Source organism: Clostridium pacaense, assembly GCF_020709765.2.
Classification (GTDB): Bacteria; Bacillota; Clostridia; order Lachnospirales; family Lachnospiraceae; genus Enterocloster; species Enterocloster hominis.
Genome location: NZ_JAJFEB020000011.1, coordinates 132,130 through 144,930, shown reverse-complemented (window position 1 = coordinate 144,930; position 12,801 = coordinate 132,130). Strand labels below are relative to the sequence as shown.

Annotated in this window: 10 protein-coding genes; 9 read left to right on the top strand and 1 reads right to left on the bottom strand. The window is 54.1% G+C overall.

Annotated elements, in window-relative coordinates:
- Positions 1-23: 23 nt before the first annotated feature.
- Complete coding sequence (locus LK536_RS47800) at positions 24-1,199, bottom strand: YgeY family selenium metabolism-linked hydrolase (RefSeq protein ID WP_227796368.1); 1,176 nt, start codon at positions 1,197-1,199, stop codon at positions 24-26.
- Between the two features lie 339 nt (positions 1,200-1,538).
- On the opposite strand from LK536_RS47800, the gene LK536_RS47795 reads away from it, so the two are divergent.
- The 9 genes from LK536_RS47795 to LK536_RS47755 all read left to right on the top strand — a co-directional run bounded on the left by LK536_RS47795 (position 1,539) and on the right by LK536_RS47755 (position 12,759).
- Positions 1,539-2,225, top strand: a complete 687-nt coding sequence (locus LK536_RS47795) for a GntR family transcriptional regulator (RefSeq protein ID WP_025482986.1) — start codon at positions 1,539-1,541, stop codon at positions 2,223-2,225.
- Between the two features lie 132 nt (positions 2,226-2,357).
- Positions 2,358-3,734: an MATE family efflux transporter gene (locus tag LK536_RS47790; RefSeq protein ID WP_227796367.1), complete on the top strand. Its 1,377-nt coding sequence runs from the start codon at positions 2,358-2,360 to the stop codon at positions 3,732-3,734.
- The gene (locus LK536_RS47785; protein WP_227796366.1) at positions 3,712-3,903 is read left to right on the top strand and encodes a hypothetical protein; all 192 of its coding nucleotides are present in this window, start codon (positions 3,712-3,714) and stop codon (positions 3,901-3,903) included. The genes LK536_RS47790 and LK536_RS47785 overlap by 23 nt, the downstream gene beginning before the upstream one ends.
- 138 nt (positions 3,904-4,041) lie before the next feature.
- Positions 4,042-5,496 (top strand): D-alanyl-D-alanine carboxypeptidase family protein, encoded by a 1,455-nt coding sequence (locus LK536_RS47780; protein WP_227796365.1) that lies wholly within the window; start codon positions 4,042-4,044, stop codon positions 5,494-5,496.
- 109 nt (positions 5,497-5,605) lie between these two features.
- Positions 5,606-6,586 carry a Gfo/Idh/MocA family protein gene (locus LK536_RS47775; protein WP_227796364.1) on the top strand — a complete coding sequence of 327 codons (981 nt, stop codon included), beginning with the start codon at positions 5,606-5,608 and terminating at the stop codon, positions 6,584-6,586.
- Positions 6,587-6,874: 288 nt separating this feature from the next.
- Complete coding sequence (locus tag LK536_RS47770; protein WP_227796363.1) at positions 6,875-7,879, top strand: DUF4349 domain-containing protein; 1,005 nt, start codon at positions 6,875-6,877, stop codon at positions 7,877-7,879.
- Between the two features lie 287 nt (positions 7,880-8,166).
- Positions 8,167-9,669 carry a sugar ABC transporter ATP-binding protein gene (locus LK536_RS47765; RefSeq protein WP_025482975.1) on the top strand — a complete coding sequence of 501 codons (1,503 nt, stop codon included), beginning with the start codon at positions 8,167-8,169 and terminating at the stop codon, positions 9,667-9,669.
- Positions 9,670-9,749: 80 nt separating this feature from the next.
- The gene (locus LK536_RS47760) at positions 9,750-10,781 is read left to right on the top strand and encodes an ABC transporter permease (RefSeq protein WP_008722012.1); all 1,032 of its coding nucleotides are present in this window, start codon (positions 9,750-9,752) and stop codon (positions 10,779-10,781) included.
- A gap of 133 nt (positions 10,782-10,914) precedes the next feature.
- The gene (locus tag LK536_RS47755; RefSeq protein WP_034576221.1) at positions 10,915-12,759 is read left to right on the top strand and encodes a substrate-binding domain-containing protein; all 1,845 of its coding nucleotides are present in this window, start codon (positions 10,915-10,917) and stop codon (positions 12,757-12,759) included.
- The last annotated feature ends 42 nt before the right edge of the window (positions 12,760-12,801 follow it).

The following is a 12,801-nucleotide window of genomic DNA, read 5'->3' as shown; positions in this document are numbered from 1 at the left end:
TTTTCTTATGTTAATACAATGGTTTATTTTGTAAGCTGGGAAAGGATGCCGTAGAATCCTTTGCAGGCCTTTTTCAGCTGATCAATCTCTATGTACTCATCCCTGACATGGGCCAGGCTCTCAAGGGACGGGCCGAAACCGATGCATGGGATTCCTGCCTCCCCGCAGAAATGGCTGCCGTTGGTACAGAATGAGAAGTGGGAGATGGGGGCGTCAATGCCGGCTTCCTTAAGCCCTGCCAGGGCCTTCTGCACCAACTCATCCTTCTCGTCGATAAGCCATGCGGGGAAATACCTCTTGGCCTCAATGGTCTCGCCGGTCCAGCACTTCTCGCTTCCTTCTGCCAGATATACCCTGGCTTTCAGATTCGGCACTTTCTTTTTCGCCTCCTCAATTGCTTCCTCAACCTGTCCTAGGATGAATGCCTCGTCCTCGCCAACCAGGGTGCGGCGGTCAAAGGTGGCCCTGCATATGGAGGGGACCACGGATGCGCCGGGATAGGGGGAGGAAATGATGTCCGTAAGCTCCAGGATTCCCTTGCCCAGGATTGGGTGCTCGTTTACTTTGATGTTCCGGATGGCTTCAATGACAGCCATCATATGATAGACTGCGTTCACTCCCTTTTCCGGATTGGAGGAGTGGCAGCTCTTTCCCTCTGTCTCCACAACTACCTCAGCCCGGCCCCTCTGGCCAATCTTGACCGTGGTCGTGGTGGCCTCGCCGATGATGACGAAATCAGGCTTTGCATGTCTGCTGATTTCACGGGAGGATACGCCTTCAAAGCATTCCTCATGCACGGTGCAGGATACACAGATATTGCCTGCAAAATCCTTTCCCGTGTCCTCTGCATACTGGGCAGCGGCTGTAATCATGGCACAGACGCTTCCTTTCATATCAGAGGTGCCGCGGCCGTAAATCCTTCCATCTTCAATCTCTGCGGCAAATGGGTCATGGCTCCACTGGTCGCGGTCTATCACTTCCACAGTGTCAATGTGCCCGTCCATCAGGATTGTCTTTCCGGGACGGCTGCCGTGGATGATGCCCAGAACACTTCCGTATTTGTCAATGTCCACCTCGTCAAAACCATAGTCAATCATGGTTTTCTTCAAAAGTTCAGCTACGTCCTTCTCATGGCCGGACATGCTGGGAATGCGGATTGCCTCCTGGCACAGGGATACTAACAGTTCTTCTTTGTTCATGGTGCATGATCCTCACTTTCTGTGAATGTTTTTATTCTTGAACAATATTCTGTGTGCGATATATTGCATATTGAATATAACATATGTGGATTGGAATGTAAAGGATTGTTATGAATTGGATTGTAAATATCGTCATAACTGATAGAATTATTGATAAAAATATGTGCAATATATACGATGAAAATGACTGGATTGGGAAAAAATGGAATGGAATCCTGATATATTCTTAACACTCTTGAAAGGAAAAGGTGTATGTGATATATTATATATAACATACATTGCTTTAGGCAGAAAGCCGATTGGAAGCGAGACAACAACCGGACCACAGGAGGGCATACCGTGCCGATACCGAAAAAAGACAGCGCGCTGCAGCGCAAATCAGCCAAGGATTTAGTATATGAGACATTATGTGATTGGATCATGCGGGGGGAGATGATGCCGGGGGAGAAGCTTTTGGATACGGAGCTGGCCGCTTATTTTAATGTAAGCCGGACCCCGGTACGTGAAGCGCTCCAGATGCTGGAGGCCCAGAAATTAATTAAGGTAACGCCTGGCCGTGCAACCACGGTCGCGGATGTGGACAAGAACGATATTGAGAAATGTTACCGTCCCCTGGCGGAAATCCAGGGCCTGGCAGCCAGACAGGCGGCCCTCATACTGACCGGGACACAGCTGGCTGAGCTTGAACAGATCCAGAAGGAATTTTCAGAGGCATGCGATGCCAATCAGGCGGAACGGGCCATCCTCTGTGACAATGCGTTCCACGAACTGATTGTCAAGGCAGTGGGCAATGAATATATCATGGAATTTTCCCATATGCTGCTCCTGCATATCCAGAGGATTAAATACCACTATTTCCATAAGAATACGATGAGGAAGGAATCCGTCCAACACCACAGGGATATCCTGGACGCCCTGTCCGGGAAGGATGCGGACCGCGCAGGGGAGCTGATGCGGGGGCACTGGCTGCATGTGATGGAACGGTGCATACGGGAAGTGGATGTGGCTGGGGAACATACGATTTGACTGCTGCGGCAGCGCCGGTATATATCATGGCGCTGCCGTATTTTCATGTATCATATGTAGCCGCCGCTACTTAACTGCGTCCCGGTATTCCCCTATAATTTATGATAAAAGATATAGGGGGAGAATGAGTCTATGGAAAAGAGGACAGGCATTGACGCATTGGAACACGGCAGCATGGGAAGGCTGCTGTGCGGTTTCTGTATCCCATCCCTGGCCAGCAGCCTGGTGACTTCCGTCTATAATATCGTGGACCAGCTGTTTATTGGCAATGTCCTGGGGATTGTGGGCAATGCTGCCACCAACGTGGTGTTTCCGGCCATTACGCTGATTACGGCCCTGTCGCTGATGTGCGGCGTGGGGGCATCGGCTGCCATGAACCTGGCATTGGGCGGGGGAGAAGAGGAGAAGGCGCGCAGGATCGTGGGCAGCGGTTTTGGACTTATGGTATTGTGCGGGCTAATCCTTTCCGCGGTCATGGCGGTATGGACGGAACCATTCCTCTATCTGTTTGGATGTACCGGGGGCGTGATGCCCTATGCCCTGCCATATGCAAGGATTACGGCCCTGGCCTATGTGTTTTCAATCATCGGCGCGGCGGGTCCCTTCTTAATCCGGGCCGATGGCAGTCCCAACTATGCCCTTTGGTGCATTGCTGCCGGCGCCCTGCTTAACATAGTGCTGGATGCTGTTTTCATCCTGGGATTCGGCTGGGGTATCCGGGGGGCTGCGTGGGCCACGGCAGTGAGCCAGGCGGTGGGGGCGGCCATGGTCCTGCTCTACCTTCCCCGCTGCCGGACCATGGCCCTGCAAAAAAAGGATTTCTGGCCAGTGCCGCTGCTTTATGGGAAGATAGCGGCACTGGGGGCCGGACCGGCATTTAACTTCATGACGCAGGCCCTGGTGCAGATATTCCTTAATCATGCGCTCAGGAAATACGGCGCGTCATCGGTATATGGGAGTGAAATCCCCCTGGCAGTGGCCGGTGTGGCAAATAAGGTAAATACAATGGCGTCAGCAGTCGTAACCGGACTCACCAATGGCATGCAGCCCATTGTCAGTTATAATTTCGGACGCAGGAACTATAAGCGGGTGGCAGAGGCGGCCCGGACCGTGGTGGCCATGGTACTGGCTGCGGGATTCTGCATTTTTCTGTGTTACCAGCTGGTACCGGTGCGGATTACCGCGCTGTTCGGGAAGGGGACAAAAGAATACTTTGAATTTGCGGCCAGGTTTTTCCGTATTTTCCTGCTGTTCATTTTCCTGAATGGACTGCAAAGCTCGGTGGGAGGATTCTTTTCCGCCCAGGGAAGGCCGGGGCGCAGCATATTGATATCCCTGACCCGCCAGGTTATTTTCCTTCCGCCGCTCCTGACCATCCTGCCGAGGTTTTATGGACTTGACGGTGTGCTTTGGGCGGGGCCTGGGGCGGACCTTGCCATGGCGGTGATTGCTGTTTTACTGCTTAGGAAGGAACTGCGCAGGCTGGATGAACTGGGACAGGGGGAGTGAATGGGAAGGCACGGATGAATGGTGTGGGGACGGACTGTGCTGGGACGGACTGCACTGGGACGGACTGTGCTGGGACGGACTGTGCTGGGACGGACTGCACTGGGACGGACTGTGCTGGGACGGACTGTGCTGGGACGGATTGTGCTGGGAACGGACTGTGCTGGGATGAAGCGTACGGTATGGTGGCATCGTCCTGCCGCTGCATCGGATATATTATGGTTTTGCGGGAAAAATGACTGAAAATTGGGAATAAGCTGTTTGTCCGTCCCCATACAATTAGTAGCAGATGAGTTTATCGGAGGAAGATATGAAACGGATTGCAGCCATATTGTTATCATTTACAGTCCTGCTGGTCCATCCCGCGGCCACGGCGCTGGGGCAGGAGCCCGATATTGCCATACCTGTGGGAGCGGTTGTTGCTGACAGTGAACTGAGAACGGCTGTGGGCGGGAACGCGGGGGCGGCGCAGCCGGCAGCCGGACAGCCGGCGGACAGTCAGGCCGTGGACGGCCATGCCGCAGATGGTCAGGCCGTGGACAGCCAGGCTGCCGGGGAGCGGATTGGGGATACCCAGGCAGTGGAAGTGCCTTCGGCAGACACCCGGTCCACAGAAGCGCCATCCACGGATTCCCAGCCAACAGAAGCGCCCTCTGCGGATACCCAGGCAGCGGTTCAGATAGCGGCGCCTTCTGCCGTGCTTATGGAGGCGTCCACGGGACAGGTAATCTACGAAAAGGGGGCGGACGAGAAGCGCAGCCCGGCCAGCGTTACCAAGGTCATGACCCTTATCCTTATATTCGATGCCCTGCAGTCGGGGAAAATCAATCTGACGGACGAGGTGGTCACCAGCGCCCATGCAAAATCCATGGGCGGTTCCCAGGTATTCCTGGAAGAAGGGGAGAAGCAGACCGTGGAAACCCTGATTAAATGCATTGTCATTGCCTCCGGCAATGATGCGTCAGTGGCCATGGCAGAGTACATAGGGGGGACGGAAGAGGAATTCGTGCGGATGATGAATGAGCGGGCGGCGGGGCTGGGTATGACCAATACCCATTTTGTGGACTGCTGCGGCCTTACGGAATCACCGGAGCATCTGACCACTGCCAGGGATATCGCCATCATGAGCAGGGAACTGATTAACAAATACCCCCAGATACATAATTATTCCACCATCTGGATGGAGAACATAACCCATGTCACAAAACAGGGAACCAAGGAATTCGGCCTATCCAACACCAACAAACTGCTTAAGATGGCAACGAATTTTAAGGTGACCGGATTGAAGACCGGCTCCACCTCCATTGCGAAGTACTGCCTGTCCGCCACAGCGGAAAAGGACGGCGTGCGGCTCATAGCCACCATCATGGCCGCCCCTGATTTCAAGGCCAGGTTCGGGGATGCCCAGACCCTGTTAAACTATGGCTATGCCAACTGCAAGCTCTACGAAGACAAGGAACATGTGCCCCTTCCCCAGATGCCCGTGACCGGCGGTGTGGAAGATGAGGTGGGCCTTGCATACGAAGGGGTATTCTCCTATCTCAGCCTGAAGGGGGAGGACCTGGGGGCAATTGAGAAAAACCTGGTGTTGGCCGAATCCATGCCCGCGCCCGTGGAACCGGGGCAGAAGGCAGGTGTCCTTGAATACACCCTGGGAGGCAAGAAGCTGGGCGAGGTAAATGTACTCACCAATGGAAGCGTCCGTGAGGCCGGGTACATGGATTACTTGAAACGGTTAGTGGGGGCCTGGAAGCTGAACCGCTAAAGGATAGATGCCAGAAATATGGTATGGGATCTGCCCGGGATTTTTGCTATAATAGAAGCAGGAATCCCGGGTAGATTAAGTTTAATCCGGAAGAAGGAGGACAGGATCCATGCTTCGTTTTGCAATCATAGGAACAGGAAAAATCAGTCACACATTCATGAAGGCCGCCTTAAAGGTGCCTGGCTTTAAGCTGGAGGCGGTCTGCTCCAGGTCACAGGACAATGGACGAGCCTTCGGGTCTGTTTATGGAGTGGACAAGGTGTACACCACGCTGGAGTCCCTGGCGGATGATAAGGAGGTGGACGCGGTATACATAGCAAGCCCCAACAGCAGCCACTGCGCCCAGACCGTATTCATGCTGGAACACGGTAAGCATGTGCTGTGTGAAAAGCCCATTGCATCCAATGCACGGGAACTGGAGCGCATGAGGAAGGCGGCGGACGGGAATGGGAGAATCCTTCTGGAGGCCATGCGCCCTGTATTCGACCCCGGGTTTGCGAAGATAAAGGAAGCGATTCCGCGTCTGGGGCAGATCCGGCGCGCCGTGTTCCAGTACTGCCAGTATTCCTCCAGATATGATGCATTTAAAAACGGAGTCATTGAAAATGCCTTTAACCCCGCCCTTTCCAATGCGGCCCTTATGGATATCGGCGTCTACTGCATCCACCCCATGGTGCTGCTGTTCGGAAGGCCGCAAAGAATCATGGCCTCAGGCATTTTCCTGCACAATCATATGGAAGGGGCAGGGACCGTGCTCATGGATTATGGTTCTATGCTGGGGGAGGCAAGATATTCCAAGATAACGGATTCTGCCCAGCCCAGTGAAATCCAGGGCGAGGATGCCAACATGCTCATCTGGCAGATACAGGATACCAGGAAGATTCAGGTTACATACCGGGACGGCAGGCCGGAGACATGGGAAATCCAGAAGGAAGACAACAATATGTATTACGAAGTGCAGCGGATGGTGGAACTCGCGCAGATGGATGGCGGAAGGGAGCTGGCCGCAGCCCATCTGGAAGGTTCGGTCATGGAGATGGAGGTCATGGATAAGGTGAGGGAACTGACGGGGATACGGTTTGGGGAGTGAGACATCCATACGGTTCGGGGAGTGAGACATCCGTACGGTTCGGGGAGTGAGACATCCGCACTGTTTGGGGAGTGAGACATCCATACGGTTCGGGGAACTGTGATATCCATACGGTTAGGGAACTGTGATAACCTATGGCGCTGTCATCAGGATTGGGCATAAGATTACATTGTGCGGTAGATTTTCTTAATCCTTTGTTACTTCTATTGAAAAGGGGATTTTCACATGTTATCGTAATATTATCTGATAAGAGTGTGAAAAATCTGATTTTTCGAGGAGGTAAGTATTATGAGGAAAAGAGTACTGTTTTATGGCTTTGCCGTGTTCCTGTCAGCCCTGCTGGGGGTGTCGGCCTGCGGAGGAAGTTCCAGGAGCAGCCAGACAGCCGTTGCCATGACAGAGGCCGCATATGAGAACATGGCTGCGGCGGAATCGGCGGCCGGAACGGATTGGGATGACCCTGCGCAATGGGAGGGGGCTGCGGATAAGGCTGGGGTGACGGATACCGCATCCCTTGGGCAGGCCATTCCCCCCAACCGCAAGCTGATACGCAACGTGACCCTGTCCGTGGAGACAGATGCATTTGACCAGCTGATGAAGACGCTGACAGACAAGGTTGGGGAACTGGGCGGATATGTGGAGCAGTCGGACATATCGGGTAACAGCCTGAACTACCAGAATGAGCTGGTTCCACGGTATGCGTCCCTTACGGTCCGCGTCCCCATTGACAGGCTGGACGGGTTTGTATCCACGGTGGAGGCGAACGGCAATATCACCAACAAATCAGAAAACACCCAGGACGTTACCTTGCAGTACAGCGACCTGGAAAGCAGGAAGAAATCCCTGTCCGTGGAACAGGAGCGCATCTGGGCCTTACTTGAGAAGGCGGATACGCTGGAGGCGGTCATTGCCCTGGAAGAACGGCTTTCCGAAATCCGCTACCAGCTGGAATCCATGGAATCACAGCTCAGGCTGTACGACAACCAGGTGGATTACAGCACGGTCTATCTGGACATCCACGAGATCAGGGAGGCCGCATCCTTTACGCCCACCGAACCAGAAGGAATCGGACAGCGGATTGAGAAAGGATTTACAAAGAACCTCAATGCCGTGTCCAGGGGGGCAACCGGCTTCCTGATCTGGTTCCTGGCGGCCAGCCCGATATGGCTTCCCCTGGCGGTGATTGTCATTCTCATACTTCTGATACTGCGCCGGAGTAAGAGGAGGATGCAGGAAAGGCTTAAATCATACGTAATCCATGATGAGAAGGAAGCGGAAGATACAAAAGAATGATATTCATTACAGTTCATTACAGTACCATAGGCCCTCTGCCAATGTCTGGTTGGCAGGGGACTTTTTTTGTTTGTCATAAAGTGCTGGTAACGGGACATTTCCATGCCATAATATATGAAAAATGATGGATGGATAAGGGGAGTACACGCGCTATATTGTAAAAGTGCATAATAATACCCCCCTAATTAGGATCATGCCCCCCTTATCCGTGCAGATGAGTCCTGCTATAATAAAACCAGAGAATAGAGGTCTGAATACTGATTACAGAGAAGGACAGGTGGCTGAAAATGAGCGAAACGATTGTTTCCATGGAGAATATCTGCAAGAGTTTTCCGGGAGTGAAGGCATTGGACCATGTGCATTTTGAACTGCGTTCCGGTGAGGTCATGGCGCTTCTGGGAGAGAACGGCGCTGGAAAAAGTACCCTGATGAAGGTGCTCAGCGGCGTTTATACAAGGGATGAGGGCACGGTACGGATATTCGGGAAAGAGTATGGGGACATGAACCCAAAGCAGGCCCAGGAGGCAGGAGTTGCAATCATACACCAGGAACTTAATATGTGCAGGCATCTCTCCGTATCAGAGAACATGTTCCTGGGGCGGGAGAAGGTAAAGGGCATGGTCCTGTCCAACAAGGAGATGGAGGAGGAAGCCAGGACCATCCTGAACGAGCTTAAAATCGACCTGGATCCCCATCAGGTGGTGGGCGACCTTCCGGTGTCCAAACAGCAGATGGTGGAGATTGCAAAAGCCCTTTCCACCCATGCCAGAATCCTTATCATGGATGAGCCTACCTCGGCGCTGACGGCCCGTGAGATTGAGGACCTGTTCCGCATCATACACAACCTGAAGGAAAAGGGATGCGGGATTGTATACATATCCCACCGCCTGGAAGAACTGCAGTCCATTGTGGACCGGGTTACCATCATGCGCGACGGGCAGTACATAACAACCATGAATTTTGAGGACACCACCCTGGATGAAATCATTTCCAACATGGTGGGCAGGGAGATTAAGGAAAAGTTCCCCCGCGTCACATGCGACAAGGGCAGGCTGGTGCTGGAGGTCAGGAACCTGAATGCGGGCAGGATGGTCAGGGATGTTAATTTTTCCCTTTACGAAGGGGAAATCGTCGGCTTTGCAGGGCTTATGGGAGCGGGCAGGACCGAGACCACCAGGGCCATATTCGGTATCGACCCCAAGGAAAGCGGGCAGTTTTTCCTGGATGGAAAGGAAATCACAATCCGAAGGCCGGAGGACGCCATCCAGGCCGGAATCGTCCTGGCTCCTGAGGACAGGAAAAAGGACGGCCTGTGCACCAAGCTGAGCATCCGCCATAACATCGCCCTCCCCAACCTGGATCTGCTGTGCAACCGGTTAGGGGTGGTCAGCCGGTCCAAGGAAGATGAGATGTGTGATAAGGTGGTGGCTGACTTAAAGGTCAAGACGCCCAATGTGGATGTGAATGCAGGCAACCTTTCAGGCGGCAACCAGCAGAAGGTGGTGGTGGGCAAATGGCTGGCCAGGAACTCACGGGTGGTGATATTTGATGAACCCACCAGGGGAATCGACGTGGCGGCAAAGGTTGAGATATATAACCTTATGAACCAGTTAAAACAACAGGGGATTGCGGTCATGTTCGTCTCCTCCGAGATGCCGGAGGTCATGGGCATTGCGGACAGGATCGTGGTCATGTGCGACGGGCGCATCACCGGGGAACTGATGGCGGATGAAGCCACCCAGAACAGTATCCTGACACTGGCAACCAGGTTTGAGAAAAAGGTAGTATGACCTGAGTACAGCAGGCCATGCACTGCACACAGGCGCCGGGAACACAGGCGCCGGGTGCGTATAACGAGGAGGAAGAAGCAATGAATCACAAGAATCAAGGGGCTGTGAAACAGTTTTTGAATATCCGGGGCATGAGGGGCGCTTTGACTGCATTTGCAGGGCTTATCATCATTTACATCGCATTTGGCGCCATCAATCCCACTGTGTTTTCCGGGCAGAACGTGACCAATCTGTTCCGTTCCATGTCCAAGTACCTGATTATCGGTATCGGGCAGAGCTATGTGCTCATAACGGGCAATATCGACCTTTCCATCGGTTCCGTGGTGGGCATGAGCGCCATGATAAGCGCAACCCTGATGACACACGGGGTTAATCCCATGGCGGCAATCCTCATCACATTGATCTGCTGCCTGGCCATCGGGGTCATCAACGGTATCCTGGTTGGAAAGTTCCAGCTGCCGCCCTTCATTGCAACGCTGGGAACCATGTTCGTGGCCAGGGGCGTTGCCTATATGGTAAACGGCAACCGGAATACGGACGCCATCAGCTCCGGCATCGGCAAGGAGGCAGCTGATAAGTTCCAGGCATTTTTCTACTATGGCAAGACCGCGGGTGTGTTTAATACCTTCTGGATTGCGCTGGTGCTGTTCATCGCCTTTTTCTTCCTGCTCTCCAAGACCAGGACCGGGCGCCATATCTATGCCATCGGTTCCAATGTGGAGGCAGCCAAGCTGTCAGGCGTAAGCGTGGTGGCAACCGTGACAAAGACATATCTTGTCAGCGCATTCTGTTCTTTCGTGGTGGGACTCATCCTTTGCGGCCAGGCCAACATGGGCAACATGGAGGCAGGCAACATGTATGAGATGTACGCGGTTGCGGCCGGCGTTATCGGCGGTATCTCACCTCTTGGCGGGACCGGGATCCTGCTGGGGACATTTGCCGGAGCGGCTGTGTGGCAGACACTGGAGAACGGACTGAATATGATTGGGGTCCAGGTAGGGATCCAGCGCCTTGTAATCGGTATCATCGTGGTATTTGCAGTGCTTCTGGATGTGGTGCTGCGCAAGGGCATGCTGATTCGGAAACGCCCCATGGCAGAGAAGAAGGCGTAGGGAAATGAATAAGGATTAGACGCCTGGGGGAATGCCTGCGGCACAGGTTTACACCCTGTGACCGCAGCAATCCCGGCAGCGCTAATATATATGTATGAGAAACGTATGTGAAAGCAAAAAGGAGGAAAATGCAATGAAAAAAATGTTAGCATTGGCCTGTTCCCTGGGCCTGGCAGCTTCCCTTATCACGGGATGCGGCAGCAAGACAGAGGATGTGGCGGCTACCACGGCAGCATCCGCAGCCACTGAGGCGGCAAAGACGGAGACACCGGCAGCCGGCTCCGGGACCATGATTGCCCTGATAACCATGGACTCCATTGACCAGCATTGGGTAACGCTGAACGAGGGCGCGCAGAAGGCGGCGGGGGAGCTGGGCGTGACCGTACAGTTCATGGCTCCCAATACAAAAGACGATGCGCAGCAGATTGAGTGTGTGAACAACGCGGTGTCAGCAGGCGCAAAGGCCATTATCGTGGCTGCAAACGGCCCGGATGCCATCTCATCCGCACTGAAGGAGGCCCAGTCCTCAGGCGTCAAGATTGTGTATGTGGATTCACCGGCCAACGTGGATGCAGAGGCGACCTTCTCCACGGACAACAAGGCGGCCGGCAAGACAGCCGGGGAGGAAATGTTAAAGGCGTTAAGCGCGGCAGGCGTTACGTCCGGCTCCATCGGCATCATCAACGTGAACGCGGCAACGGATTCCTGCGTCATGCGTGAAGAAGGCTTCCGCTCCGCATTTGAGGGCAAGGGCTTCACAATGCTGGAGACACAGTACGGCGAAGGCGATGCAGCCAAGTCCCAGAGCATTGCTGAGAACTACATCACCCAGGGCGTGGTGGGAATCTTTGGCTGTAATGAAGGCTCCACCACCGGGGCAGGCAATGCCATCAAGGCATCAGGCAAGGACGGGATCATCGGCGTGGGCTTTGATAAGTCGGACGCCATCATGGGGTTGATTGGTGACGGATACCTGCTCTGCACCATGGCGCAGAACCCGGACGTCATGGGCTATGAAGGCGTCAAGGCGGCTGTTGCTGCTGTAGGCGGGGAATCCCTGGGCGGCAAGGTAACCGACACAGGCGTATCTGTCCTCACGGCACAGGGCGGGACAGCCAGCGCGGCAGCCGGGGAAACTACCGCAAAGGCCAGCAAGGAATATAGGATTGCCCTTATTACCATGGACTCCATTGACCAGCACTGGGTAACGCTGAACGAGGGCGCACAGAAGGAAGCAGAGGCCCTTGGCGTTTCCGTGACCTTCATGTCCCCCAATACCAAGGATGACGCACAGCAGATTGAGTGTGTGAACAATGCGGTTGCAGGCGGCTACGAGGCAATCATGGTAGCTGCAAACGGCCCGGATGCCATCTCATCCGCACTGAAGGAGGCCCAGTCCTCAGGCGTCAAGATCGTATATGTGGATTCACCGGCCAACGTGGACGCAGAGGCAACCTTCTCTACGGACAACAAGGCAGCCGGCAGGACAGCCGGGGAGGAAATGTTAAAGGCATTAGAGGCAGCAGGCGTTACGTCCGGTTCTATTGGCATCATCAACGTGAACGCTGCAACGGATTCCTGCGTCATGCGTGAAGAAGGCTTCCGCTCTGCATTTGAGGGCAAGGGCTTCACATTGCTGGAGACACAGTACGGCGAAGGCGATGCAGCCAAGTCCCAGAGCATTGCTGAGAACTACATCACCCAGGGCGTGGTGGGAATCTTTGGCTGTAACGAAGGATCCACCACCGGGGCAGGCAATGCCATCAAGGCATCAGGCAAGGACGGGATCATCGGCGTGGGCTTTGATAAATCAGACGCCATCCTTGGACTGATTGACGACGGATACCTGCTCTGCACCATGGCACAGAACCCGGACGTAATGGGTTCAAAGGGCGTGGAAGCCTGTGTTAAGGCCCTTGAGGGAGATTCCCTTGGCGGGGTTGTATCCGATACAGGCGTGTCTGTCCTGAAAAAATAATAAATCCTGAACATACAGCAAGAACGCCGCTCTGAGGAACGG